The sequence below is a fragment of the Janthinobacterium sp. NKUCC06_STL genome, from assembly GCF_019345455.1.
GTDB classification, from domain to species: domain Bacteria; phylum Pseudomonadota; class Gammaproteobacteria; order Burkholderiales; family Burkholderiaceae_D; genus Janthinobacterium; species Janthinobacterium rivuli.
Window position 1 is genome coordinate 1,476,428 of the sequence record NZ_JAHKQY010000001.1, and the last position, 26,579, is coordinate 1,503,006.

Below are 26,579 nucleotides of genomic sequence, written 5' to 3' on the forward strand. Positions count from 1 at the left end.
GCAGCGACGCCAAAGGCGCGACGCGAGCGGCCATAAACCCCTGTTGGCGGCAAAAAATCGCCTATCTTTGACCCTGAACACGCGAAATAATGACAATCAAGACTTCCCTGGTGTGGTTCCGGCGCGATCTGCGCGCATTTGACCATGCTGCACTGCATCACGCCCTGCACCAGAGCCAGGCCGTGCATTGCGTCTTCGTCTACGACACGGCCATCCTGACAACCCTGCCGCGCCGCGACCGGCGCGTCGACTTCATCCATGCCAGCGTGGCCGAGCTCGCCAGTGAGCTGCGCCAGCTCGGTGGCGACCTGATCGTGCTGCACGCGGACGCGGCCGAGGCCATCCCGCGCCTGGCCGCCGAATTGAATGCCGACGCCGTCTTTGCCAACCACGACTACGAGCCGCAAGCGATCGCGCGCGACGCCACGGTGGCCGCCGCGCTCACGCGCGACGCGCGCCTGTGGTTCAGCTTCAAGGACCAGGTGATCTTTGAAAAGGACGAGGTGCTGACCTTGTCAGCCAAGCCGTATACCGTCTACACGCCGTATAAAAATGCCTGGCTGAAGAAAATGCGCGCCGAACCCGGCTACCTGGCGCCGTTCGACATCGAACCGCATGCGGCCAGCCTGGCGCCGCCGCGCAGTACCGTGCCGGCGCCCCTGCCCACTCTGGGCGAGCTGGGTTTCGAGGCCAGCAACCTGGCCGAATTGGCCATTCCGACCGGCATGTCGGGCGCCAGCACGCTGTTCGAGGATTTTTTGCCGCGCGTGGCACGCTATGACGTGGCGCGCGATTTCCCCGCCCTGAAGGGACCGTCCTACCTGTCCATGCATCTGCGCTTCGGCACCGTGTCGCTGCGCTACCTGGTGCGCACCGTAGTCGACCTGATGGACCGTGGTGGCGGCGGCGACGGCGCGCCCGTGTGGCTGGCGGAACTGATCTGGCGCGATTTTTACGCCATGATTTTGTACCAGAACCCGCACGTGGAAGACGGCGCCTTCAAACCGGCCTACGACGCCATCGCCTGGGAAACGGGGCCTGACGCCGATGCCGCGTTTGCCGCCTGGTGCGAGGGACGCACCGGCTATCCGCTGGTGGACGCGGCCATGGCGCAGCTGAACCAGACGGGCTATATGCACAACCGCCTGCGCATGGTCACGGCCTGCTTCCTGATCAAGGACCTGGGTATCGACTGGCGCCGCGGCGAAGCGTATTTCGCGCTGCACCTCAATGACTTCGACCTGGCATCGAACAACGGCGGCTGGCAATGGGCTTCGTCGTCCGGCTGCGACGCCCAGCCCTACTTCCGCATCTTCAACCCCGTCACGCAGTCGGAAAAATTCGATGCCAGCGGGCGCTTCATCCGCCGCTATCTGCCGCAGCTGAAGGCGCTGGGCGACAAGGAAATCCACGCCCCCTGGCTGGTGCCGCGCATGCTGCTCGAGCAAAAAAACATCGTGCTGGGACGCGATTATCCGGAACCGCTGGTGCAGCACGACGAGGCGCGCAAGGAGACCCTGGAACGTTATGAAGTGGTCAAAGTGCTCAAGTAGGGCCGCCGGCTTCCGGTGTGGTGAACGGCGTCCAGACCGACCGCCAGGCGCCGTGCGGCAGTTTCGCCTGCATGGAAAGGGATAGTGCACCCGTCCCCAGTGGCTCACCCGGCTGCCATTGCTGGTTTTCCAAACTCAGTGCCCGCGCCCTTCCCACGTCGACATTGATCATGTCCTTGGTGTCATAGCCGATTTCCAATATCGGGTGCAGCACGCTCCCCATACCGGTCAGATACAAGGTATCGACATGGACATCGGGCTTGTCGAATCGTTCGTACTGCCTTGTCGCGGCGGATTTGAAACCTTTGCCCGTGGCGATGGCAATGGTGGCCGGGCCATCGCATCCCAGCAGCGCGGCGAGTGCCCAATAGTCATGGTCGGCAATGAGCAGCCTGGCCAGGCAGCGTTCTATCCATGCCGGCTCATCGGCCCTGAACGCATTCCAGTAGGGCTTCAGCGAGTTCTGAAGATAGCCCACCTCGTGCAGCGCCCCGACAAGGTTGATTTGCCTGTCCATGGAGTCAATATCCTGCAACAGATGGGCTGCGGCCGCGGCGGCCGCATGCTCGCCTTCGGCCATGGCTTTGTCTTCGAGTTTTTTCAGTTTGACGTGAAGGCTCATTATTTTCCTGGTTTGGCGATGTCGGCCTGTTATGGTAGCCGAGATGTTTCGGAACCGTCACGCGCTTGCAAGCGCCGCACCTCCGCCAGCAATTCGTCCTCCTGGAACGGCTTGCCGAAATACGCATTCACGCCCAGCTCGAAGGCATGCGCGCGGTGCTTGTCGGCGCTGCGCGAGGTGATCATGATGACGGGGATGGCGCGCGTCTTGTCATCGCTGCGCACATTGCGCGTCAAATCAAAGCCATCCATGCGCGGCATTTCCACGTCGACCAGCAGCAGGGCCGGCATGGCAGCCGGCTCCAGCGCATGCAACTGCTCCAGCGCATCGACGCCATCCTTGGCCAGCAGCACCTGGTAGCCTTCGCGCTCGAACAGGCGCTGCATCACGCGGCGCACCGTCAGCGAATCGTCGACCACCATCACGCGCACGGCAGGCGCTTCCAGCGCGCTGGAAGCGGCATGCTGCGCGCTGCTGGCCAGCGCATACTGCGACAACAGTTCCGGATGATGCTCGAGGTGCTGCGCCAGCGCCACCGGATTCAGAATCAGCACGATGTCGCCCGTGCCCAGCACCGTGGCGCCGGCGATGCCCGGCATGCGCGCCAACTGCGGCCCCACGTGCTTGACCACGACTTCGCGGTTGCCCACCACGTCATCGACCTGCAAGGCCAGCCTGTCATTGCCATTGCGTAGCAGGAGCACGGGCGCATAGCGCTGCGTGGCCTGCGCCGCCGGCGTCTCGCCCAGCATGGCTGACAGGTGGTGCAGCGCCAGCGACTGTCCGTGCGACTCGATGCGCCCGGCCGCCCGCACCTGCTCCAGCTGTTCGCCTTTCAGGTGCAGCACCTGTTCCACCAGCACCGAGGGCAAGGCATACGTCTTGCCGCTGGCCGCCAGCAGCACCACTTGCGTGACGGCCAGGGTCAGCGGCAGGTGGATGGTGAAGCGCATGCCCAGGCCCGCCTGCGTCTGCGTTTCCACTCTTCCGCCCAGGGCCAGCGCCTCGGAGCGCACGATATCCATGCCAAAACCGCGCCCGGCCAGTTCCGTCAGGCTGTCGGCGGTGGAAAAGCCGGGCGTGAAAATCAGCTCGGCCGCTTGCGCGTCCGTCAATGGCGCATCCGTCGCCACCAGGCCGGCGCCGTGCGCCTTGGCGCGGATGCGTTCCAGGTCCAGCCCTGCGCCATCGTCGGAAAAAGCGATCGCCACTTCATTGCCCTGCTGGCTGACCTGCACCAGCAGCTCGCCCGTTTCGCTCTTGCCTACGGCCAGACGCGCGTCGCGCGGCTCCACGCCGTGCACGATGGCGTTGCGCAGCAGGTGTTCGAAGGGCGCGGCCATGCGTTCAAGCACGCTGCGGTCGATTTCCACGCCACCGCCGCGGATGTCGAGGTTGACGCGCTTGTCGACTTCCTTGGCGCTTTGCCGCGCCACGCGGAACAGGCGTTCGGCGATGCTGGCAAACGGCACCATGCGAATCTGCATCAGGTCGCGCTGCAGCTCGCGCGTCAGGCGCGCCTGCAGCACCAGGTCGTCCGTCACCGCATCGACGCTGTGGCTGAGGTTTTCGTGGAACGAGGCCACGTCGTTGACGCTTTCGGCCATCATGCGCGTCAGTTCCTGCAGGCGCGTAAAACGGTCGAATTCGAGCGGATCGAAATCGCGCTCGCTGCCGACGGCCATGCGCGAGGCGATCTGCGATTCGGCCTGCATTTCCACTTCGCGCAGCTGACGACGCAAGCGCGCCAGGTTGTCGGAAAACTCGGACAGCGAAGCGCCCAGCACGCCGACTTCATTTTCCATTTTGGAGCGCGTGATCGACACTTCGCCGGCCTGGTTCACCAGGCGGTCGAGGATATCGGCGCGCACGCGCACCAGGGCCGCCTTCGGTTCGGCGGCCGGCGTATCTTCCATGCCCGGCAAGGGCAGCAAGGGCTGCTGCAGCTGCTCGAACAGGTGCAGCGCATGGTCGTAATGGGCCAGCAATTCCTCGAAGGCCTGCGGCGTGGCGGTGCCCGCGTGCAGCATGTTTTCGATATGCGTCTCGATTTCATGCGCATGCTGGCCCAGGCGCATGGCGCCGGCCATGCGCGCGCTGCCCTTGACCGTATGCAGGGTGCGCAGCAGCATCTGCGCCTGGCCGCTGTCGTGCGGCTGCTGCTGCCAGCTGCGCAGCGCCTCGCCGATCCGCGGCAGCAGGTCGGCACCCTCTTCCAGAAAAACGGACAACAGATCGAGGTCGAGTTCATCGCTGATGCCGGCACTCGCCGCCAGCAGCGCGGCCGCATCGGCCGGCATGATGGCGGGCGCCGGCGCTTCCGGCGCCGCATGCTCCAACGGCGGCGCGTGCTCGAAACCGGCGTCGAACAGATCGTCGCCAATGCCGGTGTCCGGTGCCGGCAGCGCGGCAGCCTCCGGCTGCAGCGCGTCGGCGACGATGCTCGCATACGTCGCTTCGAACAGGGTCTCGAGCTGCTGCACAGGGACTTCGGCCTGCGGCTCGGCAGGCTGCGCCGGCGCGCCGACGATGCTGGCGTAAGCAGCCGCAAACAGGGCGTCGAGCCGCTCTTCCTGGCTCTCGCCGGGCGGCGCCGTCAAGGCGCGCCACAGGGTGTTGAGCGCTTCGATCATGTCCGGCTGCGTGGGTGCCAGGTCGCCCAGCGCGAACGCCTGCAGCATTTGCCCGATGCGCTGCGTGGCCTGCTCCAGCACGTCGTGCTGCTCGGCGCGCAGGCCGGCCAGCGGCGGCACCACGGTTTCAATCACCGTTTCGAGCGCGTGCGCCAGGTCGCGCAGGGACTGGAAGCCCACCGTGCCCGACGTTCCCGCCAGGGTATGCACGGCTTGCAGCGCCTCCGCGCTGACGGCGCGCTCCTCATGGCGCCATTCGCCGAAGTCGCGCGTGAGCACGCGCAGCAATTCATCCGTCTCGGCCAGGTAGATGTTGTACAAGGGAAGGCTGATGCGCAGTTCGCCCACGTGCTTGAGGTGATCGTCCGGCGCTTCGTGCAGCGTGGGCGCCGTGGCCAGAGGCAGTCCGATCACATTGCCATTGCTGGCCACGGGCGCGGCCGATGCCGATGCCGGACGCGGCTTGCGCAGTTCGAACGGTCCGCCTTCGCGCACGCGCTCGGCCGCCATCAGCAACATGCCAGCCTCGCGCTCGCGCCCCGCGCCGCCTTCCAGTTCGGCCACCCATTCGCTGAGCTGGTACCAGCCGTAATTGAGCAAGGTAAACAAGTCGTCGCTGACGGGGCGCGATTCGGCCAGCCAGGTATTCATGACGCGTTCGATGGCGCCGGCCGCTTCGGCAAACTGCGCCAGGCCGATCATGCGGCTGCTGCCTTTCAGGGTGTGGAACGAGCGGCGCAGCATGGCGAGGTGGTCGCCGCTGGCGGCCTGCTCGCGCGGCAGGGCCAGCGTGGTGTCGATGAAGGCCAGCACTTCGCGCGCTTCGGCGATGAAAATGTCGAGCATTTCCGCATCAACATCGGTCACGGCCGGCGCGGCATCCATGCCGGCTGGCGCGGCGGGCGCCAGGGCCTGGTCGAGCAAGGGTACCGGTACGGCGCCGGCGGCGGCGACTTTTTCAAATGGCAGGGCGCGGAAAGTGCCGGCGGCCGCGTCGAAATGGAAACGCCCGCTGGCCGCCTGCGCGTTGCGGCCCAGCATATCGACAAAAAAGCCCAGCGCGCTGACATTTTGCGCGATCTCGTCGAGCGCCTCGGCATGGGCGTCCGCCTTGGCGTCCGCTTTGGTGTCGCCAGCGGCCAGCTGCCGCACGGCCGCATCGACCTGCAGCACGGCGGCGCGCGCGTCTTCCTGTCCCAGCCCGGCCAGCTGCTGCTGCAACTGCTCCAGCACGGGCGCGACGCCGTCGAGGGTTGCCGTCCCCGCGCCCGCCGCATCCGCGTAATACGCATTGAGCACCTTTTCCACCTGGCGCAAGCCCGTCTTCATGTCCTCGGCCAGCGCGGCCACCGTCTGGCCCTGTTCGATCTGGCGCGACAACTCGCCCGCCGTGACGGGCGGCGGCGCTTCGCCAGCCAGCAGCGCCTGCAGGCGCGCGGCGATGGTTTCCGCATTGCCGGCGAAATCGTCGGGCAGACGGCGCAATTGCTCCAGCCCCGTGTCGGCAAACAGCAGCGCCATGCCGATTTCATTTTCCAGGGCCGCGCTGCGTCCACTGGCCACGGCTTGCCGCGCCACGGCCGCGCATTCGCGCAGCAGGCTGGCCAGCGCCGGCTGCTTCAGGGACTCCGCATGTGCCGCCACTTCTTGTAGCGACGCTTCAAACTCGGCGCCCAAGGCTGGATCGAGGTCGGCTTGCGCCAGGCGGCTCCAGCTGGCGCGCGCCTGCGCCAGCGCCGTGCGGGCGCCTTGCAATGCTGCCTGGTCGACCTGGCCGTAGCGCCGCGTTTCCACGTCGGCGGGCAGCATGCCTTCCAGCGCGAAAGCGGCGCGCAGCTGGCGTGCCTCCGGTGTCGGCTCGGGTGCCGCGGCGATGAAGAACAGGGCGTCGCGCAGCATTGCCTCGGGCAGGCTGGCCGTGCCCTGCGCCAGACGGCGCAACTGCAGATTGATCAGGCCAAACAACTGTTTGACGTTGAGCGTGCCCATACCCTCGCCGCTGGCCGCCAGCCCGGCAAACGCCTGCATGGCGAACCAGAAAGTGCGCGCCGGCGCTTCCTGCTGCGCATCGGCCACCAGGGTCAAGGTGGCGTGCAAATCGCCCGCATGCTGGCGCCGCGTTGCGTCATCCTGCGCCTTCAGGAAGGGCAGCAACGACTTTTCAAAGCGTCCGCGCCAGGCCGGATAATCGGCTGCCGGGGGTGCCTCCGCCAGCGCGATGGCATGCCCTTCCAGCGTCGACGCTGGCGGGAAAAACAGGTCGGCCGGATGGATGCGCTCGGCACCCAGCATGCTTTGCAGGTCGCGGTAGTAGGGGAACAAACGCACCGGCTGCGGCGGCGTGCCGGCCACCAGGTCTTCCAGGTATTCGTTCAAGGCCTGATACAGTTCGGCGACGACTTGCGCATGGTCCAGCGTGTATTCGAGGCTGCCGTCGCGAAAGCGCGCCAGCGCCTGTTCCGCGCCGTCCGTCAGCAGGCTGGCGCCGGCCACGTCCACCATCACCAGCGCGCCATGCGCCTGGTGCAAATGCGAGCGCGCATGCTGCAGGGCCGTGGCGCGTTCCTCGCGCTCGCGGCCACCCGCTTCGAACAGGGCCGTTTTCGAGCGGCCCAGCGCTTCGCGGATTTCCACCATCACCCACGACAAAGGCTCGCTGTCGAACGGCTTGGACTGCTGTGGACTATCTGGTGTGCTCATGCATGCCTCGGTAAGGAAATCGCCTGGACTGGCGCGGCGTTCAGGCGGCGACGCGGAAGCGCGACACCGAATTTTTCAGTTCCTGCGCCAGCATCGACAGTTTATGGATCGATTGCGCCGTTTGCTGCGTGCCATCCTGGGTCTGCTCCGTCACGCTCAGGATATGCTGGATATTCAAGGCCACGCCGCTGGCCGAACCGGCCTGCGTGCCGGTGGCGAACGAGATGCCCTGGATCAGTTCTGCCAGGTGTTTCGATACCTGGCTGATGTCGTTCAAGGCCGCTCCGGCCGCGTCGGACAGGCGCGCACCCTCGACCACGCCCTGCGTGGAGGTTTCCATCGCCCGCGTCGCGTCCTGGGTATCGGCCTGGATGGTGCGTACCAGCGCGCCGATCTGCTTGGCGGCAGCGGCCGAGCGTTCGGCCAGGCGCTGCACTTCCTCGGCCACGACGGAAAAACCCCGTCCCGCCTCGCCGGCCGATGCGGCCTGGATGGCGGCGTTCAGCGCCAGCACATTGGTCTGCTCGGTGATGTCGGAAATGAGCTCGGTGATCTCGCCGATTTCCTGCGACGATTCGCCCAGGCGCTTGATGCGCTTGGAGGTATCCTGGATCTGCTCGCGGATTTCATGCATGCCCTTGATGGCGTTTTCCACCGCCGTCGAACCCTGCTGCGCCGCCGCCACCGACTGGCGCGCCACGTCGGCCGAGACGCTGGCCGACTTCGACACGTCGGTAATCGCATTGGCCATCTTGACCACGGTGGCGCTGACGCCCTGTATTTCGCGCGACTGCTGCTGCGATGCGATCAACAGTTTGCTGGAGATGCTTTGCGCCTGCGTCGAGGCGCGGTTCACCTGTTCCGCCGTCGCCGTCACCCTCCCCACCAGGCCGCGCAATTCCTCGACCGTGTAGTTGACGGAATCGGCGATGGCGCCCGTGATGTCTTCCGACACGGTGGCCTGCACCGTCAGGTCGCCATCGGCGACCTTCTGCAATTCGTTCATCAGGCGCAGGATGGCCGCCTGGTTCTGCTCATTCCTGGCCTTCGCCTCTTCCTCTTTTTCCTGCGACTGCAGGCGCCGGATTTCCGCTTCCTGGCGCCGCCGCTCGGCGTCGCGCGTGCGGTTGACGGAGTCCTGCAGCAGTACCCTGCCGATACCGGCCGCCGCGATCAGGGTCAGCAACACGCCGCCGACCATCATCCAGAAGGCGATGCCCAGGGTTTCCTGGTTCACGTGGTACATCTGCTGCAGCAGGGTCAAGCGCTGACGCAGGTCTTCGTTCTCGTTGAAGATCAGCTGCTCTGCGCTTTTCGCCGCACTGAATTTATCGAGCCGGTCGAGTATCGACGACACCAGCTTCTGGTAATTGTCAAAACTGGCTTTCAGCGCCACCAGCCGGTCGCGCAGTTCGGCGTCGCGCGTGGGCGCCAGTTGCAGCGTCACGCTGCCATTGAGCAGGCCTTCGACGGCGGCGCGGAAATACGTCGTGTCGCGCCCCAGCGAAAACGCCGTTTCCGAGCTGATGCTGCCCGACGAGAGGAACTCGCTGGCGCTGCGGCTCATGCGCTGGCTCAGCATCATCAGCCGGCCGATGACGGCCAGGTCGCGCGCATTGCCGCCGCGCTGCACCTTCAAGGCCGCGATTTCCTCGGTCTGCGCCAGCAGCGCCGGCGACAGCCCATTCAATTGCTGCAAGGTCTTGTCGAATTCGCCCAACTCCGGCTTCAGGCGCAGGATGGTGCTGGCCGCGCGGTCGCTGCTGGCCCACTTCTTGCGCGCGTCGGCCACCGCCGCCAGCAGCGCGGAACGCGACTCGCCGATATCGCGGCCGTGATACGTCCCGCCGCGCAGCATCAGGCGGAAATCCTGGTTCAGTTCATTGCGGCTTTCCTCGAGCTGGCGGAAGGCTTCCGGATTGCCTTGCACGGCGTTCGGCGCGGCCTTGCCGATGCGCTGCGAATGCATCAGCGCATCGCTGGCCAGCTGCGTCTGCGCCGAGGCGATATTGCTGCTGCGCGTATTCAGTCCGACGAACAGCAGGCTGGCGGCCAGGCTCAGGGCCATCAGCGTCGACAGGATGCTCAGCTGCTTTTGCAGCGGAAAATGGCCGATCAGCGGCAGCTTCCAGTCCCCGGCCGGCGCGCTGGCCAGCGACTTGCGCCGTCCCAGCGCGTCGCGCAGGCGCAGCGGCAAGTCGGCCGCCGATGCCGGCGCGTCCGGCGCATGCTGCGCTTCGGGCATGCCGGCCGCCAGAATGGGAGAATGGGCGCCCATCAGCAAAGATCCTTGTGTTCGGGGAAGCCGCCAAAGCCGGCATCGAGGAAGCGTGCCGATTGCGCCAGCTGCGCCAGGTCCAGGCGCAGCCACTCTTGCCCTTCGCTGTCGCGCAGCGCCTGCGCCGCCCACGATGGCAGCATGCCCGGCGCCGCATCCTGAACGGGCACCGATTGCATGGTGCGCAACTGGCGCAAACCGAGCACGCGTTCGACCAGCAATGCGCAATTGAGGCCCAGGCGGGGAGAAAAGGTGATGATGCGGCAGTGATTGCCCGGCGCGCAAGCCGGTTCGCCCATGTAGCGGGCCAGGTCGACGACACCCGTCAGGCGGCCGCGCATGGCCGCCAGGCCCAGGTACCAGTCCTGCGCCAGCGGCACGCCCTGGATCTGCACGCCGGTAGCGATGACGATTTCACCGAGCTGCGTCAGGTCGAGCAGGCAGGGCCGGCCACCGAGCATCACGCCCAGTTCCTTGCGCGCCGCCAGCGCGCCGCTGCGCGCAGCCTGTATCCGCTCGATCAATTGCAACTGATACTGGCGCAAGCGCCCCTGCCGCGCACCCGTCTCGAAGACGGGCATGGCGGCAGCGGCAGGCGGAAACGCCGCGGTGGACACGCCGTGACCTGGCATCGTGTGCATGCTCAGGAAATCGCGGCGATCTTGGCCAGCAGATCGGCTTCGACCACCGGCTTGACCAGGTAATCGCGCGCGCCCTGGCGCAAGCCCCAGATGCGGTCCGTTTCCTGGCTCTTGCTGGAGCAGATAATCACCGGCACGTCCTGCAGTTCGGGATCGCGGGCGATGGCGCGCGTGATCTGGAAGCCATTCGCACCGGGCATCACCACGTCCATCAGGATCAGGTCGGGCCTGGCCTGCTTCAGTTGCGCCAGCGCGTCGGCGCCGTCCTGCGCCGTCAACACGGCATAACCGGCACGCACCAGCATCTCGCTCAGGTAGTAGCGCTCTGTCGGCGAGTCATCGACGATCAGAATTGTGTGTATGGCCATCTGCTTCCTTGCTGCGTTGTCAATCAATAAATCACTACTCAAAATGCCCGGCCAGGTGCAGCCGCACGGCCTCCAGCAGCGCCTCGCGCGCCAGCGGCTTGGCCAGGCAGGCGCTGGCGCCCGCCATGGCGCCACGCGCGCGGTCGAACAAGCCTTCCTTCGACGACAGCATCAGCACCGGCGTGGAGTGGAAAGCCGCGCTGGCCTTGATCAGCGCACAGGTGCGGTAGCCGTCCAGGCGCGGCATCACGATGTCGCACACGATCAGCGCCGGCTGGCAGTCGGCGATCATGGCCAGGGCCGCGAAGCCGTTTTCCGCCACCACCACGCGATAACCGGCCTCGCCGAGGATCTTCGCGGCCGCGCTGCGTATCGTCGCGCTGTCGTCGATGACGAGGATCGTGGCGCTGGCACCCACGGCATCGGACGGCGCCGCGGGCAAAAAAGGACGCGTCATGTGATTATTCGACAATCTTTCATACGATAGCACAGGCAGCCGCGATACCTGCGTGCGGCAGCGGCATCCCGTGGAACTGATTGATTACAGCGCCACCATCTCGAAATCATCCTTGCGCGCACCGCATTCAGGGCAAGTCCAGTTCATCGGAACATCGGCCCAACGCGTGCCGGGAGCGATGTCTTCGTCGGGCAGACCGGCCGCTTCATCATAAACCCAGCCGCAAATAAGACACATCCACGTTTGGAATTGCTGCGTTGTTTCGTTGCTACTCACGTTCTGCCACCCTTCAATCAAGTAAAATGCTGAATTAGGTATCTTAATCTACCCGCCGTGCAAAACCAAACTTCTCCCCTCATATTAAGCTTCGGCGTGTCCGATCCGGTCGGTGCGATCGGCATCCAGGCCGATCTGGCCACCTTTTCAGCCTTCGGCTGCCATGGACTGTCCGTCACCACGGGCCTGTTGATCAGCGATACGGCGCGCGTGGAAGACGTGCAGGCGGTCGACCCGGACTGGGTTTCCGACCAGGCGCGCGTGCTGCTGGAAGACATGTCCGTGGCCGCCATCAAGATCGGCGCGCTGGGCAGCGTGGAAAACGTCACGGCCATCGCCGAAATCGTCTCCGACTATCCGAACGTGCCGCTGATCCTCGATCCCTTCATTTCGGCGCTGCCGGAACAGGGCATGGACGATGAAGACATCCTGACGGCCGTGCGCCAGCTGCTGATCCCGCAAACGACCCTGCTGGTGCTCTCGCCGGTGGAACTGGAGCGCCTGGCCGAGACCTGGCGCGACGCCGATCCCGACGACACCCTGCAAAACGACGTCGACTACCTGGTGGCGCTGGGCTGCGAATACGTGCTCGTCACCGGCATGCCGGCCGACGCCAGCAAGTCCGGCACGGGCGAAGGCAAGCTGCGCGCCAATACCCTGTTTGGCGAAGACGGCGTGGTGCGCCACGACGAATGGCAGCACCTGCCCGGCATCTTCAACGGCGCCGGCAGCACCCTGTCGGCCGCGGCCACCGCCCTGCTGGCCCTGGCGGAAAACGAAGACGACGTGCCGCAGGTAGTCGTGGCGGCGCAGGAATTCACGGCCGGCGCGCTGGCCCACGCGCAGCGCCACGGCATGGGCAAGCTGGTGCCGAACCGGCTGTTCCGGCAGCAGCGCCAGCGCGGCGCCCAATAACTCTGTAGCAGACCAGACAGACGACACAGACAACGATCCACTTTCAAGGCACGATTATCATGACGACGACTTCACAGAACGACATCCTGTTTGCCCGCGCACAAAAAACCACGCCAGGCGGCGTCAATTCGCCCGTGCGCGCCTTCCGCTCCGTCGGTGGCACGCCGCGCTTCATCACGCGCGCCGAAGGCCCCTACTTCTGGGATGCGGATGGCAAGCGCTATATCGACTACATCGGCTCCTGGGGCCCGGCCATCGTTGGCCACGCCCACCCGGACGTGGTGAAAGCGGTGCAGGATGCGGCCGCGCTGGGCCTGTCGTTCGGCGCGCCGACGGAAGGCGAAGTGCTGATGGCCGAGGAAATCACGCGCCTGGTGCCGTCGATCGAGCAGGTGCGCCTGGTGTCGTCGGGCACGGAAGCGACCATGAGCGCCCTGCGCCTGGCGCGCGGCGCCACGGGACGCGACAAGATCGTCAAGTTCGAGGGCTGCTACCACGGCCACGCCGATTCGCTGCTGGTGAAGGCGGGCAGCGGCCTGCTCACCTTCGGCAACCCGACGTCGGCCGGCGTGCCGGAAGATTTTGTGAAGCACACCCTGGTGCTCGACTATAACAACGTGGAGCAGCTGAAAGACGCCTTCGACAGCTTCGGCGCGGACATCGCCTGCGTCATCGTCGAACCGGTGGCCGGCAACATGAACCTGGTGAAAGCCACGCCGGAGTTCCTGCAGGCGATGCGCGAACTGTGCACGCAGCACGGCGCCCTGCTCATTTTCGATGAAGTCATGTGCGGCTTGCGCGTGGCTCTGGGCGGCGCGCAGGCGCTGTACGGCATCAAGCCGGACCTGACGGCCCTGGGCAAGGTGATCGGCGGCGGCATGCCGGTGGCAGCCTTCGGCGGCAGCGCGGCGCTAATGCACAACATGGCGCCGCTGGGCGCCGTCTACCAGGCCGGCACCCTGTCGGGCAACCCGGTCGCCGTGGCAGCCGGCATGGCCACCTTGAAACTGATCCAGCAGCCAGGCTTCTACGAGCAACTGGGCGCCACGGCCAAGCGCCTGGCCGAAGGCCTGACCGCCGCCGCCAAAGAGGCCGGCGTGGTCTTCTGCGCCGACTACATCGGCGGCATGTTCGGCATCTATTTCAGCGCCACGCCGCCGACCAGCTACGCGGAAATGATGGCGGGCGACCGCAGCAAGTTCAACGCCTTCTTCCACGCCATGCTGGACGAAGGCGTGTACTTCGCGCCCGCCGCCTTCGAAGCGGGCTTCGTCTCGGCGCAGCACGATGATGCCGTCATCGACGCCACCATCGCCGCCGCGCGCAAGGTGTTTGCCAAACTGGCATAAGCGTTTTACACGGCCGCGGTGTCCATCACCGCGGCCACCAGCGCCGGCAGCCTGGCCATGTCATTGAACACAAGAAGCGCGCCGGCCGCCTTCAGGCGCGCTTCCTGGCCGGCGGCGACATGCCCGCCGCCGATGAATCCCAATACCGTCATGCCAGCCGCCACGGCGGCCGTCACGCCCGTGACGCTGTCTTCCAGCACCAGGCACTGGCCCGGCGGCACGCCAAACGAAGCGGCTGCCGCCAGGTAGACGCCCGGATGCGGCTTGGCATGGCCCACCAGGTCCGGCGTAAACACCCGTCCGCCAAATAACGGTGCCATGCCGGTCCGCTCCAGCGCCGACCGCACGCGTGCGCCAGTATTATTCGACGCCACCGCTTTCGGCATATTGATGGCAGCCAGCGCCCGCAGCACGCCGGGCACGGCCCGCTGCAGGCGGTCGCAATCGGTTTCGACGCCCTGGCGGATCGCTGCGCAGACCGCCGGCGCCAGCGGCGCGAGACCCAGTTCGAGGAACACGCCGGTCAGCAGCGTCTCGAAGTTCTGCCCTTGCCGCGGCTGGATCAGGGCGACCAGCGGCGTATCGGCGGGCACGTACGGGCGCAGCTGCTTCAGCAGAGAAACCAAGGTCACGCTTTCGCTGTCGACCAGGACGCCATCACAATCGCTGATCAGGTGCGTCAAATAGACATCAGACATACGCTACTCGCATGGCGCTCTCCGGCATGGGTATTCTTGAAGGGACGCCGGCCCGGTCGCGGCCAGCCTGGCCAGCATACAAGCGGCATGGGGACGGGCGCTACGTCAAAGACCCTGTTTTATCGATACTATTTTGGGCAATTGCCATCTTTTCCCGCCAGCGTATTGCTCAGCAACATTTGACGCGATGCACAAAATTTGACTACATCTCCTCTGATGCAAGGAAAATGCAAAAAAAGTATCGGTATACCCACATGGAATGAGTGGCCCCGCCGGGTTCGCCTGCATAGAATGGAACCATAAATCAAAAACACGCCCGGCCGGCAACAGGGTCGAAGCGCACGGTAACCCAGCAGGAGACACGTCATGCCACGCATCCGCCTCGCCCCGTTCACGCCTCGCCGCCACCGCGCTGTTTCTCTTTTTCCCACCGTCACCGGCTAAGCGGCGCGAGGGAGCACATCATGAAACCCGATCTCGAAGTCGTCCGCGTGCCCGCCGATGAATCGTTTACAGCCTGGTCGCACGGCTACCCTTACCGCACCGTGCGCTGGCACTTTCATCCCGAATATGAAATCCAGCTGATCACCGACACCAGCGGCAAGTACTTCGTCGGCGACTATATCGGCGATTTCGAGCCGGGCAACCTGGTCATGTCCGGCCCCAACCTGCCGCATAACTGGGTCAGCGAGCTGCCCGATAACCAGCCCGTGCCGCAGCGTTGCCTGATCCTGCAATTTACGGCCGAATTCATGGCCAAGGCCATCGCCGCCTTCCCGGAATTGCAGCCGGTCGTGACCCTGCTGGACGAATCGCGCAGCGGCCTGCTGTTTACGCCGGAGGCCGGCGCCGCCGCCAGGCCCCTGATGCAGGCCTTGCTGGAAGCGCGCGGCTGCCGCCGGGTCATGCTGTTCCTGTCGCTGCTGGAACTGCTGCTGCACGACAGCGAGCGCCGCAAGCTGTCCAGTCCCAGCTACCTGCCCGATCCGCACAGCTATATGGCCTCGAAGATCAACCTGGCGCTGGCTTACATCGGCAAGAACCTGTCGACCGACTTGCGCGAATCGGAACTGGCCGAACTGATCGGACAAAACGTCAGCTCCTTCTCGCGCTCGTTCAGCAAGCACACAGGAATTTCCTTTGTGCAATACGTGAACTTGCTGCGCATCAAGCTGTCCTGCGAAATGCTCAGCAACAGCGCCTTGAGCATCACGGACATCTGCTATCAGGTGGGCTTTAACAATCTGTCCAACTTCAACCGCCAGTTCCTCGCGCACAAGGGCATTTCACCGTCTAAATTCCGCCGCTACGACGGCCTCAAAACGGCAGCCCCAGGCACCTGACTCCCTTTTTCACGCTTCATGCCCCGGCAGCAGGCAAGGCAAGGCTGCCACGACACCCAAAATCCATACTAAAAACCAGGAGACGATGATGTTGAAAAGAAAATTGCTGGCCCTGTCCACGACCGCCCTGTGCGCCGCCAGCCTGTCCGTGAGCGCCAGAGCCGCGCCGCTGAAGATCGGCATGTCCTTCCAGGAACTCAACAACCCGTATTTCATCACCATGAAAAAGGCGCTGGAAGAGGCGGCCGCCAGCATCGGCGCCACGGTGGTGATCACCGATGCGCGCCACGACGTGGCCAAGCAGACGAGCGACGTGGAAGACATGATCCAGAAAAAGATCGACATCCTGCTGCTCAACCCCACCGATTCGGTCGGCATCCAGTCGGCCGTCAAGGCGGCCAAGGCGGCCGGCGTGATCGTCGTCGCCGTCGATGCGAATGCCAACGGCCCCGTCGATTCCTTCGTCGGCTCGAAAAATTTCAATGCGGGACAGCTGGCCTGCACCTACCTGGCCAAGAGCCTGGACGGCAAGGGCGACGTGGCGATCCTCGACGGCATCCCCGTCGTGCCCATCCTGGAGCGGGTGCGCGGCTGCAAGGATGCGCTGGCAGCCTTTCCTGGCATCAAGATCGTCAGCACCCAGAACGGCAAGCAGGAACGCGACCAGGCCTTGACGGTCACGGAAAACATCCTGCAGGCGCAGCCCAAACTGAAAGGCATCTTCAGCGTCAACGATGGCGGCGCCATGGGCGCGCTGTCGGCCATCGAAGCGAGCGGCAAGGACGTGAAACTGACCAGCGTGGACGGCGCGCCGGAAGCCATCAAGGCGATGCTCAAGCCCAATTCCAAATTCATCGCCACGGCCGCCCAGTACCCGCGCGACCAGGTGCGCCTGGCGCTGGCCATCGCCATGGCAAAAAAATGGGGCGCCAACGTGCCGGCCCAAGTGCCGGTCGACGTCAAGCTGGTGGACAAGGCAGGCGCCAAGTCCTTCAGCTGGTAAGCGTCGCCGCCACCGTGCCTGCCCACTCCCGCGGCCTGGCTGCGGGAGCTTCACCGTTACTCCGGATCCCATCATGCAGACGATCTTGCAGCTACAAAACATCACCAAGGGTTTCCCCGGCGTGAAAGCCTTGAACGACATTAACCTGAGCATCCGCCAGGGCGAAATCCACGCCTTGCTCGGTGAAAATGGCGCCGGCAAGTCGACCCTGATGAAAATTCTCAGCGGCATCTACCGGCCCGACGCGGGCAACATCGTGGTCGATGGCCAGCCCTGCGATTTTCACAGCTACAACGACGCCATCGCCGCCGGCATCGCCATCATCTTCCAGGAGTTTTCCCTGGTGCCCTACCTGAATGCGGTGGAAAACATCTTCCTGGGACGCGAGCGGACGAATGCCCTGGGCCTGCTGTCGAAAAAAGCCATGCGGCAGGAAGCGGCAGCCATCTTCGCGCGCCTGAACATCGCCATCGACCTGTCGGCCGAAGTCAGCCAGCTCAGCATCGCCCAGCAGCAGTTCGTGGAAATCGGCAAGGCCCTTTCGCTCAATGCCCGCATCCTGATCCTCGACGAACCGACGGCCACGCTGACGCCCAGCGAAGCGGGGCATTTGTTTGCCATCATGCGCGAACTGCGCCAGCGAGGCGTGGCGATGATCTTCATTTCGCATCACATGGAAGAGATCTTCGACGTGTGCGACCGCATCACCGTGCTGCGCGATGGCCAGTACGTGGGCATGACGGACGTGGCCGCCACCGATATCGGCCAGCTGGTGGAAATGATGGTCGGGCGCAAGCTGGAAGCGAACTTCCCCGCCAAGCCGGCGCGCCCCGCCTCGCCCGCCATCGTGCTCGAGGCCCGCGACGTGCGCCTGAGCAAGGATGGCCCCGCCAACAGCTTCCAGCTGCGGCAGGGCGAAATCCTCGGCTTTGCCGGCCTCGTCGGTTCCGGCCGCACGGAACTGGCGCTGGCCGTGATGGGCGCCCACCCGGCCTGGCACAAGGACATCCGCATCCACGGCAAGCGCGCCAGCCTGCGCGATCCGGCCGATGCCTTGCGCCACGGCATAGGCCTGTTGCCGGAAAGCCGCAAGACCGAAGGGCTGATCCTCGATTTCAGCGTCACGGAAAACATGTCCATCAATAACCTGGGGAAATACACGAGTGCGGGCCTGATACGCCGCCCGGCCGAGCTGGCCGCTACGCGGGCCATGATGGCCAAGGTGGGCGTCAAGGCACCCGGCCCCGGTACGCGCGTGGGCACCCTGAGCGGCGGCAACCAGCAAAAAGTGGTGATCGCCCGCTGGCTCAACCATCACTGCAAGATCCTCATCTTCGACGAACCCACGCGCGGCATCGACGTGGGTGCCAAGGCGGAAATCTACCGCCTGATGCGCGCCCTCACCAGCGATGGCTATTCCATCATTTTGATTTCATCGGAACTGCCGGAAATCACCGGCATGTGCGACCGGGTCGCCGTGTTCAAGCAGGGCGCCATCGTGGCCATGCTGGAAGGCACGTCCATTCACTCCAGCGAGGTAATGCGCCATGCAACAGCCGGTCAACACTGAATCCCTCGCGGCGCCACGCCGCCCCGCCCCTCCCCTGCCAGCCAGGCGCCTGTGGGCCATGCTGAAGCAGTCGCCCGCCTTCCTGCCGCTGCTGGGCCTGCTGCTGGTATCGGCCGCGATGGCGGCCACCACCGACCATTTCTTTTCCAGCGATAACCTGGTCAATATCGCCCGGCAAGTGTCGATCAACGCCATCATTGCCGTCGGCATGACGTGCGCCATCCTCAGCGGCGGCATCGACCTGTCCGTCGGCTCCGTCATGGCGCTGACGGGCACCTTGACGGCGGGCCTGATGGTGGCGGGCCTGCCGCCCGGGCTGGCCATCGCGGCCGGCCTGGCCGTGGGCGTCGCCTTTGGCGTGGGCAATGGCTTCTTTGTCGCCTACGCCAGGATGCCGCCGATTATCGTCACCCTGGCCACCATGGGCATCGCCCGGGGACTGGCCCTGCTGTACACGGGCGGCTACCCGATCAACGACTTGCCGGACTGGTTCGAATTCTTTGGCCGCGGCAATGTGCTGGGCGTGCAGACGCCGATCCTGGCCATGCTGCTGGTCTTCCTCGTCGCCTATGTGCTGCTCGACCATACGCCGCTGGGCCGCTATATCTACGCCATCGGCGGCAACGAGGAAGCGACGCGCCTGAGCGGCGTGCGCGTGGCGCGCTACAAGCTGCTGGTGTATGCCATCAGCGGCGGCACGGCCGCCATCGCGGGCCTGGTACTCACATCGCGCCTGATGAGCGGCCAGCCGAACGCCGGCATCGGCTTCGAGCTGGACGCGATTGCCGCCGTCGTCATGGGTGGCACGGCCATCACGGGCGGGCGCGGTTCCATCGTCGGCACCCTGATCGGCGCCGTCATGCTCGGCGTACTCAACAATGGCCTGAACATGATGGGCGTTTCGCCCTACCTGCAAAACATCATCAAGGGCGTGATCATCCTGCTCGCCATTTACATCAGCCGCAACAGCAGCAAGCGCGCCTGACCATCGTCTGACCACCTTTACCACCTGGAGCCTGCCATGAAGTACACCGAAGTCGAGATGCAAGCCGTCGTTTGCCACGGTCCGAAAGATTACCGCCTGCAAAAGATCAACCGCCCCAAGCCACGCCTGAACGAGTTGCTGATCCGCATCGCCGCCTGCGGCATCTGCGCCAGCGACTGCAAATGCCACTCGGGCGCCGCCATGTTCTGGGGCGGCGACGGCCAGCCATCGTGGGTCAAGCCGCCCGTGGTGCCCGGCCATGAATTTTTCGGCTACGTGGTCGAGGCGGGAGAACACGGCGAGGAACACTTCGGCGTGAAGGTGGGCGACCGCATCATTGCCGAGCAGATCGTGCCTTGCGGCAAGTGCCGCTTTTGCAAATCGGGCAAATATTGGATGTGCGAAGTGCACAATATCTTCGGCTTCCAGCGCGAAGTGGCCGATGGCGGCATGGCCGAATACATGCGCATCCCGCCCACCGCCCTCGTGCATAAAATTCCCGACAGCATTTCGCTGGAAGACGCGGCCATCATCGAGCCGATGGCGTGCGCCATCCACACGGTCAACCGCGCCGAAGTGCAGCTCGACGACGTGGTGGTGATCGCCGGCGCCGGGCCGCTGGGCCTGATGATGACGCAGATCGCCGCCCTGAAGACGCCAAAAAAACTGGTGGTGATCGACATGGTGCCGGAGCGCCTGGCGCTGGCGCGCGAATATGGCGCCCACGTCACCATCAATCCCGCCACCGACGATGCGCTGGCCATCATCCACGGCTTGACGGACGGCTACGGCTGCGACGTGTATATCGAGACGACGGGCGTGCCGGCCGGCGTGACGCAGGGCTTGAATGTGATTCGCAAGCTGGGCCGCTTCGTCGAATTCAGCGTGTTCGGCAAGGAAACCAGCGCCGACTGGTCCATCATCGGCGACCGCAAGGAACTCGACGTGCGCGGCGCCCACCTGGGACCGTATTGCTACCCGATCGCCATCGACCTGCTCGAGCGCGGACTGGTCACGTCGAAAGGCATCGTCACGCACGACTTTCCGCTGGAAGACTGGGAGCAGGCGTTCGCGCTGGCCAACTCGCTCGATTCCATCAAGGTATTGCTGAAGCCAGCGCAACATTAACGGGGAAACCGGCATGGATTACGTCATCGGTGTCGATATCGGCACGCAAAGCACCAAGGCCCTGCTCGTCACCAGCGGCGGCGCCATCGTGGCCCAGCATGCGCAGGGCTACCAGGTCGACACGCCGCGCCCCCTGTGGGCTGAACAGTGGCCGGCCGTATGGTACGACGCCGTCGTGAGCTGCGTGCGGCAGATGCTGCACGCCAGCGGCGTGCCGGCGCAGCACGTCAAGGCCATCTGCGTGAGCAGCCTGTATGGCGGCTCCGGCATTCCCGTCGATGCCGCCATGCAGCCGCTGCACCCCTGCCTGATCTGGATGGACCGGCGCGCCACCGACGAGGTGGAATGGGTCAAGCAGCACGTCGACCTGGAACGGCTGTACGCGACGACCGGCAACGGCGTCGACAGCTATTACGGCTATACCAAGATGCTGTGGCTCAAGCGCCACCGGCCCGACGTGTGGGCCGGCACGCGCTACTTCCTGCCGCCGAACAGCTACATCAACTATCTGCTGACGGGGGAAGTGGCCGTCGACCATAGTTCGGCCGGCAATATCGGCGGCGTGTACGACCTGGCCGCGCGCGGCTGGTCAGCGCCCATGCTCGACGCGCTGGGCATTCCCGCGCGCATGATGCCGCAGCGCCTGGTCGACTCGTCCGAGGTGGTGGGCGCCCTGCTGCCGCTGGCAGCACAGCAGCTCGGTTTGCTGGCCGGCACGCCCGTCATCGCCGGCGGGGTCGACGCGGCCGTGGCCACCTTCGCCGCCGGCGCCAGCCGCGCGGGCCAGCATGTGGCGATGATCGGTACGAGCATGTGCTGGGGCTATATCCACCAGCAAGTCGATGCGCGCCACGGCCTGATCAGCATGCCGCACGTGTTCAACAGCCAGTCCGACCTGTATGTGTTCGGCGGCGCCATCACGGCCGGCGCCTCCGTCAGCTGGTTCCGCGACGAGTTTTGCCAGGCCGACGTGGAGGCGGCCAGACGGCTGGGCCATGCCGATGCGCACCAGCTGATGGAAGAGCAGGCGCAGGCCGTACCGCCCGGCGCGGAAGGCGTGCTGTTCCTGCCTTACCTGATGGGAGAGCGCAGCCCCATCTGGGACGCCAGGGCCAGCGGCGCCTTCCTGGGCCTGAGCCTGTACCACAGCCGCGCCCATCTGTACCGCGCCGTGCTCGAAGGCGTGAGCTTTGCCCTGCAACACAATATCGAGGCGGGCGCCAGGGGTACCGGCACGGTGGCGCTCGACGACAAGCTGATCGTCGTCGGCGGCGCCGCGCACTCGCCCCTGTGGATGCAGATCATTGCCGACATCACCAATTACCCCGTCTACACCATCGCGGAAAACGTCGAGGCGGCACTGGGCGCGGCCTTGCTGGCGGCGCTCGGTGCCGGCCTGGTCAGCAAGGACGCGGCCCAGCGGGGCTGGGTCACCCTGGTGCCGCGCAGCAAGCCGCGAGCGGACGCCAGCGAGCTCTACCGCCGCACCTTTGCCCTGTACCGCGATGCCTATCCCGCCTTGCGGCCCCTGATGCACCGTATCAACCACGCCAACCCAAACTAAGGATGACCATGCTATTCGATTTCCGCCACAAAAAATTCATCGTCACGGGCGCTTCCAGCGGCATCGGCCTGGTCACGGCGCGCATGCTGAGCGCGGCCGGCGCGCGCGTCATTGCCATCGGACAAAACGCCGAACGGCTGGCGGCGCTGGCCGACGAAACCGGTTGCGAGCCGCTGCAGCTCGACATCAGCGACAGCGACGCCATGGCGGCCGCGCTGGCACCGCTGCGCAACATCGATGGTCTCGTCAATTGCTCCGGCATCTCGCAACTGGGGCCCAGCCTGGAAGTCGATGCGGCCAGCTTTGACCGCGTGATGGTGGTCAATGCGCGCAGCGCGGCCATGATGGCGCGCCATGTGGCGCAGGGCATGCTGCGCGAAGGACACAAGGGCAGCATCGTGAACGTTTCGAGCCAGGCGGCGCTGGTGGCGCTTGAGCATCACTTGGCGTATTGCGCCTCGAAGGCGGCCATGGATGCGATCACCCGCAGCCTGTGCCTGGAACTGGGGCCGCACGGCATCCGCGTCAACAGCGTCAACCCGACCGTGACCCTGACGCCGATGGCGGAACGGGACTGGAGCGATCCGGTAAAAAGCGGCCCCATGCTGGCCGCCATCCCGCTGCGCCGTTTCGCCACCCCGGAAGAGGTAGCCAGCCCCATTTTGTTCCTGCTCAGCGACGCCGCCGCCATGATCAGCGGCGTCAGCCTGCCGATCGATGGCGGCTATACCTGCCGCTAAATCACTTGCAATTAAGCGACTTGCGGCTCGCTGGCCGGCTGCAGCAGTGCCGCCACCAGCGCCGGCAAACTGGCCATGTCGCTGAACACGACATGCGCGCCGGCCGCCTTCAGGCGTGCTTCCTGGCCGGGCGCGATATGCCCGCCGCCGATGAAGCCCAGGACCGTCATGCCCGCCGCCACGGCGGCCGTCACACCCGTGACGCTGTCTTCCAGCACCAGGCACTGGCCTGGCGGCACGCCGAAAGCGGCCGCCGCCGCCAGGTAGACGCCCGGATGCGGCTTGGCATGGCCCACCAGGTCCGGCGTAAATACGCGCTTGTCGAACAGCGGCGCCATGTTAGTGCGCTCGAGCGCCGACAGCACGCGCGCGCTGACGCTGTTCGAGGCCACGGCCTTGGGCAGGGGAATCGCGGCCAGCGCCTGCGCCACGCCGGGCACGGCGCGCAGCTGCGCATCGCAGGCCGCATCGACGGCATTGCCGATGGCCATGATCTCGTCGGCCGGCAATTGCGGCAGACCCAGTTCCTTGTAGATATCCTGCATCAGCGGCACCAGGCGCTGGCCCAGGCGCGGCTCGATCAAGCCTTGCAGGGTGACGCCCTCGGGCAGGTTTTGCAGGCGCGGCCCCAGCAATTCCAGCAGCGCTTGCAGGGCCACGGCTTCACTGTCGATCAGCACGCCATCGCAGTCGCTGATCAGGTGGGTGAAGCGCGGTGGGGTGGTGGCGGTATCAGGCATGGACTCTCCAGAAAGCAATGGTGACGGGAAATGCGGCGGCCAGCCGGCCAGGGCAGGCGTCGCAACGATCATAGGTGGAACAGGCGGATGCCACCACGCAAAAAACGTCTCGATGACGATACTTTTCTGCGCAGCAGGCGGCAGGCATGAATCGGCAAATAAACAATACCAATTCAATACCACACAATACCAGTGATTATCGCCGATTTTTGAATTCGCTGCGTTCGTCTTGACACCGGGACGCGGAAGCGCCCCGGCGATGCGGCTTATTTCAGCCAGCCGCGGTGGCGGAAGTACAGGAAGGGCGCGATGGCGCTGGTAATCATCAAGCCCCAGGCCCATGGATAGCCGAACGACCATTCCAGTTCCGGCATCAGCTTGAAGTTCATGCCGTACACGCTGGCGATCAGGGTCGGCGGCAGGAAGGCCACGCTGGCCACCGAGAAGATCTTGATGATCTTGTTCTGGTTGATGTTGATGAAACCGACGGTGGCATCCATCAGGAAGTTGATCTTGTCGAACAGGAAGGAAGTATGGCCGTCCAGCGATTCGATGTCGCGCAAAATCTGCCGCGCTTCCTCGAACTGCTCGGAATTGAGCAACCTGCCGCGCATCAGGAAGCTGACGGCGCGGCGCGTATCCATCATATTACGGCGGATACGGCCATTCAAATCTTCCTCGTGGGCAATGGCGTTCAGCGCTTCGGCCGCGTGCGCGTCGGTAAATTCCTTTTGCAGCACGCGCGTGCTGACTTCTTCCAGGTTCTGGTAGATGCCTTCGAGCACGTCGGCCGAATACTCGGCATCGGTGGCGTACAGGTCCAGCAGCACATCCATGTAGTCGGCAATCGAGCCTGGCCGCGAACGGGCGCGCATGCGCACCAGGCGGAACACGGGCAAGTCGTCCGTATGCATGGAAAACAAAATCTTGCGGGCAAGAATGAAGGCGACCGTGATGACGCGCGACGGGCCGTCGTCCTCTTCACGCAGGAAATCCGTGCGCAGGTGCAAGTCGCCGTTTTCCGCTTCGTAATAGCGGGCCGACGCTTCAATATCCTTGACTTCGTCTTCGCCCGGCAGGGTGACGTTGTAGATGGCCTTGACCCAGGCCCGTTCATCATCGGTGGGGTCGGTCAGGTCGACCCACACCGGTTCGGCATTTTCGAGGTCTGCGCGGCTGTCGATCGGCACCTGGTTGAGCCGGCCATTCTGTAATACAAAGACATTGATCATGCGCGCTCTCAGCCGGATGTGGGGTTATCGTGATGTGCTGGCGCTGGCGCCAAAAATGAAAACAGCGCAAGTGTACCCGCAAAGGCCTTTTCACGACCACCCCCGGCACGGCTTTTTCACGGAAAAAGTGCGGCGTTGCACCAAGCGGGGCCGATTAAGATGCTGCGCCGCAATAGTGCCAATCAGGCAGCTTTAATTTTATGCAAAGAAAGCCAGCTGCCATCAAGGCAATTCCGCCGCCCCCATGCGGCGCAGGATCACGCCCGTGCGCCGGTTCAGGTAACCCGTATCGCGGTGACGGTCATAAAAACGGGGATTCGGCAGCATCACGGCCAGTTTCGCCGCCTGTCCCGCGCTCAGGCCCGCCGCGCTGACCTTGTAATAGTGGCGCGCGGCCGCTTCGGCGCCAAAGGTGCCCGTGCCAAACTCCACCACATTCAGATAAATCTCGAAAATGCGCTGCTTTTCCATCAGGTTTTCCAGCATGTACGTGATGATCAGTTCCTGGCCCTTGCGCACATAGCTGCGCGAACCGGACAGGAACAGATTCTTCGCCAGCTGCTGCGTGATGGTGGAGCCGCCCGCCACGACCTTCTGCTTCTTGCTGTTTTTTTCATACGCCTTTTGCAAGGCTTCCCAGTCCACGCCTTCGTGCTCGGAGAAATTCGCGTCTTCCGAGGCGATGATGGCCCGTTTCAGATTGTTCGAGATGCGGTTGTACGGCACCCACGTCTGCTTGATGGTGGCATTGGGATTCTTGTCCTGCAAGACGGACAACTGTTCCCGCATGAAAGCCGTGCTGGACGGGTTATGGTCGACCCACCACCAGATTTGCAGGAAGAAGTACAGTTGCACGACGATAAACGCCAATATGGGGACGATGAACAGCCACTTGATCCAGCCATAGCTGCCGCTGCCCCCCTTGCGCTGGCCCTTCTTGCCGGCGCTCACAGGGCACTGCGCAATTGCGCCAGCAAGTCCTGCGTCTGCGGACGCACGCCGCGCCACACGTAAAACGCTTCGGCCGCCTGCTCCACCAGCATGCCCAGGCCGTCGCGCACCTGCGCGCCATGCTGCGCGGCAAAGTCCATGAAGACGGTGGGCTGGGCGCCGTACATCATGTCCAGCGCCAGCGTATGGCTGCCGAAAATACCAGGCGGCACGGGCGGCAAGTCGCCCGCCAGGCTGGCCGAGGTGGCGTTGATGACGATATCGAAGACGCCATCGGGCTGCGCAAAGCCGCCGGCGCGCAGCTGGCCGGAGTGCGCCAGCGCGTCGGCAAACTGCGCCACCAGCGCCTCGGCCGTGGCCACGGTGCGGTTGGCAATGAAGATTTCCTGCGGTCCCTGTTCCAGCAAGGGCAGCACGACGCCGCGCGCGGCGCCGCCCGCACCCAGCAGCAGGACGCGCTTGCCGGCGATGGCCACGCCCGCGTTGCGCACGATGTCGGCCACCAGGCCCGCGCCATCGGTATTGTCGCCAAGAATGGTGTCGCCATCGAAACGCAGGGTATTGACGGCACCGGCCGCTTGCGCGCGCGGCGTCAGCTCGGTGGCCAGCGCGCACGCGTCCAGTTTGAAGGGCACCGTCACGTTCGCGCCCTTGCCACCCTCGGCGGCAAACGTGCGGGCCGCCAGGGCAAAGCCATCGAGCGGCGCCAGCCGGCGCTCATAGACCAACGCTTGCCCTGTCTGCAGAGCAAACGCGGCGTGGATCAATGGGGACTTGCTGTGGGCGATGGGATTGCCGAAGACACAATACTGATCAGGATTCATTGCTTGCTT

22 protein-coding genes are annotated in these 26,579 nt (G+C 64.9%); 10 read left to right on the forward strand and 12 right to left on the reverse strand.

Translation table 11 applies throughout. The features are described 5' to 3' along the window. The first annotated feature begins 89 nt into the window (after positions 1–89). Positions 90–1,553: a deoxyribodipyrimidine photo-lyase gene (locus KO539_RS06730; protein ID WP_219307998.1), complete on the forward strand. Its 1,464-nt coding sequence runs from the start codon at positions 90–92 to the stop codon at positions 1,551–1,553. Here KO539_RS06730 and KO539_RS06735 read toward each other — a convergent pair. The 7 genes from KO539_RS06735 to KO539_RS06765 form a co-directional block, all read right to left on the reverse strand. Next, positions 1,546–2,175 carry a hypothetical protein gene (locus KO539_RS06735; protein ID WP_219307999.1) on the reverse strand — a complete coding sequence of 210 codons (630 nt, stop codon included), beginning with the start codon at positions 2,173–2,175 and terminating at the stop codon, positions 1,546–1,548. The two genes, KO539_RS06730 and KO539_RS06735, sit on opposite strands and share 8 nt — an antisense overlap. A 29-nt stretch (positions 2,176–2,204) precedes the next feature. Then, on the reverse strand, positions 2,205–7,508 hold the full coding sequence (locus tag KO539_RS06740) for an Hpt domain-containing protein (RefSeq protein ID WP_219308000.1): 5,304 nt from the start codon (positions 7,506–7,508) through the stop codon (positions 2,205–2,207). Positions 7,509–7,548: 40 nt separating this feature from the next. Continuing rightward, positions 7,549–9,786 (reverse strand): methyl-accepting chemotaxis protein, encoded by a 2,238-nt coding sequence (locus KO539_RS06745; RefSeq protein WP_219308001.1) that lies wholly within the window; start codon positions 9,784–9,786, stop codon positions 7,549–7,551. Beyond that, positions 9,786–10,427: a chemotaxis protein CheW gene (locus KO539_RS06750; RefSeq protein WP_219308002.1), complete on the reverse strand. Its 642-nt coding sequence runs from the start codon at positions 10,425–10,427 to the stop codon at positions 9,786–9,788. Before KO539_RS06750 ends, KO539_RS06745 begins: the two co-directional genes overlap by 1 nt. 2 nt (positions 10,428–10,429) lie before the next feature. Further along, complete coding sequence (locus tag KO539_RS06755; RefSeq protein WP_035822096.1) at positions 10,430–10,795, reverse strand: PleD family two-component system response regulator; 366 nt, start codon at positions 10,793–10,795, stop codon at positions 10,430–10,432. A gap of 34 nt (positions 10,796–10,829) precedes the next feature. Further along, positions 10,830–11,252, reverse strand: coding sequence for a response regulator (locus KO539_RS06760; protein ID WP_219308003.1), 423 nt, complete (start codon positions 11,250–11,252; stop codon positions 10,830–10,832). Between the two features lie 84 nt (positions 11,253–11,336). Continuing rightward, on the reverse strand, positions 11,337–11,489 hold the full coding sequence (locus KO539_RS06765) for a rubredoxin (RefSeq protein WP_010401308.1): 153 nt from the start codon (positions 11,487–11,489) through the stop codon (positions 11,337–11,339). 96 nt (positions 11,490–11,585) lie between these two features. On the opposite strand from KO539_RS06765, the gene KO539_RS06770 reads away from it, so the two are divergent. Beyond that, positions 11,586–12,443 (forward strand): hydroxymethylpyrimidine/phosphomethylpyrimidine kinase, encoded by an 858-nt coding sequence (locus tag KO539_RS06770; RefSeq protein WP_035822099.1) that lies wholly within the window; start codon positions 11,586–11,588, stop codon positions 12,441–12,443. 59 nt (positions 12,444–12,502) lie between these two features. Further along, on the forward strand, positions 12,503–13,792 hold the full coding sequence (gene hemL, locus KO539_RS06775; RefSeq protein WP_099401582.1) for a glutamate-1-semialdehyde 2,1-aminomutase: 1,290 nt from the start codon (positions 12,503–12,505) through the stop codon (positions 13,790–13,792). A gap of 5 nt (positions 13,793–13,797) precedes the next feature. Here the strand turns inward: hemL and KO539_RS06780 are convergent, their stop codons facing one another. Beyond that, complete coding sequence (locus KO539_RS06780) at positions 13,798–14,490, reverse strand: HAD family phosphatase (protein ID WP_219308005.1); 693 nt, start codon at positions 14,488–14,490, stop codon at positions 13,798–13,800. Positions 14,491–14,954: 464 nt separating this feature from the next. On the opposite strand from KO539_RS06780, the gene KO539_RS06785 reads away from it, so the two are divergent. The 7 genes from KO539_RS06785 to KO539_RS06815 all read left to right on the forward strand — a co-directional run bounded on the left by KO539_RS06785 (position 14,955) and on the right by KO539_RS06815 (position 22,823). After that, positions 14,955–15,833: an AraC family transcriptional regulator gene (locus KO539_RS06785; RefSeq protein ID WP_219308007.1), complete on the forward strand. Its 879-nt coding sequence runs from the start codon at positions 14,955–14,957 to the stop codon at positions 15,831–15,833. Between the two features lie 85 nt (positions 15,834–15,918). Then, positions 15,919–16,836 carry an ABC transporter substrate-binding protein gene (locus KO539_RS06790; protein WP_219308009.1) on the forward strand — a complete coding sequence of 306 codons (918 nt, stop codon included), beginning with the start codon at positions 15,919–15,921 and terminating at the stop codon, positions 16,834–16,836. Positions 16,837–16,909: 73 nt separating this feature from the next. After that, positions 16,910–18,406 (forward strand): sugar ABC transporter ATP-binding protein, encoded by a 1,497-nt coding sequence (locus tag KO539_RS06795; RefSeq protein ID WP_219308011.1) that lies wholly within the window; start codon positions 16,910–16,912, stop codon positions 18,404–18,406. After that, the gene (locus KO539_RS06800; RefSeq protein WP_219308013.1) at positions 18,384–19,391 is read left to right on the forward strand and encodes a ribose ABC transporter permease; all 1,008 of its coding nucleotides are present in this window, start codon (positions 18,384–18,386) and stop codon (positions 19,389–19,391) included. Before KO539_RS06795 ends, KO539_RS06800 begins: the two co-directional genes overlap by 23 nt. A 36-nt stretch (positions 19,392–19,427) precedes the next feature. Continuing rightward, entirely contained in the window at positions 19,428–20,519 is a 1,092-nt protein-coding gene (locus KO539_RS06805; protein WP_219308015.1) for an alcohol dehydrogenase catalytic domain-containing protein, read from the forward strand. Positions 20,520–20,532: 13 nt separating this feature from the next. Beyond that, positions 20,533–22,083, forward strand: coding sequence for an FGGY-family carbohydrate kinase (locus tag KO539_RS06810; protein WP_219308016.1), 1,551 nt, complete (start codon positions 20,533–20,535; stop codon positions 22,081–22,083). A gap of 2 nt (positions 22,084–22,085) precedes the next feature. After that, positions 22,086–22,823, forward strand: coding sequence for an SDR family oxidoreductase (locus KO539_RS06815; RefSeq protein ID WP_219308017.1), 738 nt, complete (start codon positions 22,086–22,088; stop codon positions 22,821–22,823). An 11-nt stretch (positions 22,824–22,834) separates the two neighbouring features. Here KO539_RS06815 and KO539_RS06820 read toward each other — a convergent pair whose 3' ends face one another. From KO539_RS06820 to aroE, 4 genes are all read right to left on the reverse strand, one after another. After that, complete coding sequence (locus KO539_RS06820) at positions 22,835–23,563, reverse strand: HAD family phosphatase (RefSeq protein WP_219308018.1); 729 nt, start codon at positions 23,561–23,563, stop codon at positions 22,835–22,837. Between the two features lie 266 nt (positions 23,564–23,829). Next, positions 23,830–24,795 carry a magnesium/cobalt transporter CorA gene (gene corA / locus KO539_RS06825; protein ID WP_034746658.1) on the reverse strand — a complete coding sequence of 322 codons (966 nt, stop codon included), beginning with the start codon at positions 24,793–24,795 and terminating at the stop codon, positions 23,830–23,832. Between the two features lie 222 nt (positions 24,796–25,017). Continuing rightward, positions 25,018–25,761, reverse strand: a complete 744-nt coding sequence (gene mtgA, locus KO539_RS06830; protein ID WP_374106371.1) for a monofunctional biosynthetic peptidoglycan transglycosylase — start codon at positions 25,759–25,761, stop codon at positions 25,018–25,020. Further along, entirely contained in the window at positions 25,743–26,570 is an 828-nt protein-coding gene (gene aroE / locus KO539_RS06835; RefSeq protein WP_219308020.1) for a shikimate dehydrogenase, read from the reverse strand. The genes mtgA and aroE overlap by 19 nt, the downstream gene beginning before the upstream one ends. Positions 26,571–26,579: the final 9 nt, after the last annotated feature.

Excerpts from the sequence above, each read along its gene's own strand:
- KO539_RS06730 (WP_219307998.1), top strand. The coding sequence starts at position 90 with ATGACAATCAAGACTTCCCTGGTGTGGTTCCGGCGCGATCTGCGCGCA.
- KO539_RS06735 (WP_219307999.1), bottom strand. The coding sequence starts at position 2,175 with ATGAGCCTTCACGTCAAACTGAAAAAACTCGAAGACAAAGCCATGGCC.
- KO539_RS06740 (WP_219308000.1), bottom strand. The coding sequence starts at position 7,508 with ATGAGCACACCAGATAGTCCACAGCAGTCCAAGCCGTTCGACAGCGAG.
- KO539_RS06745 (WP_219308001.1), bottom strand. The coding sequence starts at position 9,786 with ATGGGCGCCCATTCTCCCATTCTGGCGGCCGGCATGCCCGAAGCGCAG.
- KO539_RS06750 (WP_219308002.1), bottom strand. The coding sequence starts at position 10,427 with ATGCACACGATGCCAGGTCACGGCGTGTCCACCGCGGCGTTTCCGCCT.
- KO539_RS06755 (WP_035822096.1), bottom strand. The coding sequence starts at position 10,795 with ATGGCCATACACACAATTCTGATCGTCGATGACTCGCCGACAGAGCGC.
- KO539_RS06760 (WP_219308003.1), bottom strand. The coding sequence starts at position 11,252 with ATGACGCGTCCTTTTTTGCCCGCGGCGCCGTCCGATGCCGTGGGTGCC.
- KO539_RS06765 (WP_010401308.1), bottom strand. The coding sequence starts at position 11,489 with ATGTGTCTTATTTGCGGCTGGGTTTATGATGAAGCGGCCGGTCTGCCC.
- hemL (WP_099401582.1), top strand. The coding sequence starts at position 12,503 with ATGACGACGACTTCACAGAACGACATCCTGTTTGCCCGCGCACAAAAA.
- KO539_RS06780 (WP_219308005.1), bottom strand. The coding sequence starts at position 14,490 with ATGTCTGATGTCTATTTGACGCACCTGATCAGCGATTGTGATGGCGTC.
- KO539_RS06785 (WP_219308007.1), top strand. The coding sequence starts at position 14,955 with ATGAAACCCGATCTCGAAGTCGTCCGCGTGCCCGCCGATGAATCGTTT.
- KO539_RS06790 (WP_219308009.1), top strand. The coding sequence starts at position 15,919 with ATGATGTTGAAAAGAAAATTGCTGGCCCTGTCCACGACCGCCCTGTGC.
- KO539_RS06795 (WP_219308011.1), top strand. The coding sequence starts at position 16,910 with ATGCAGACGATCTTGCAGCTACAAAACATCACCAAGGGTTTCCCCGGC.
- KO539_RS06800 (WP_219308013.1), top strand. The coding sequence starts at position 18,384 with ATGCAACAGCCGGTCAACACTGAATCCCTCGCGGCGCCACGCCGCCCC.
- KO539_RS06805 (WP_219308015.1), top strand. The coding sequence starts at position 19,428 with ATGAAGTACACCGAAGTCGAGATGCAAGCCGTCGTTTGCCACGGTCCG.
- KO539_RS06810 (WP_219308016.1), top strand. The coding sequence starts at position 20,533 with ATGGATTACGTCATCGGTGTCGATATCGGCACGCAAAGCACCAAGGCC.
- KO539_RS06815 (WP_219308017.1), top strand. The coding sequence starts at position 22,086 with ATGACCATGCTATTCGATTTCCGCCACAAAAAATTCATCGTCACGGGC.
- KO539_RS06820 (WP_219308018.1), bottom strand. The coding sequence starts at position 23,563 with ATGCCTGATACCGCCACCACCCCACCGCGCTTCACCCACCTGATCAGC.
- corA (WP_034746658.1), bottom strand. The coding sequence starts at position 24,795 with ATGATCAATGTCTTTGTATTACAGAATGGCCGGCTCAACCAGGTGCCG.
- aroE (WP_219308020.1), bottom strand. The coding sequence starts at position 26,570 with ATGAATCCTGATCAGTATTGTGTCTTCGGCAATCCCATCGCCCACAGC.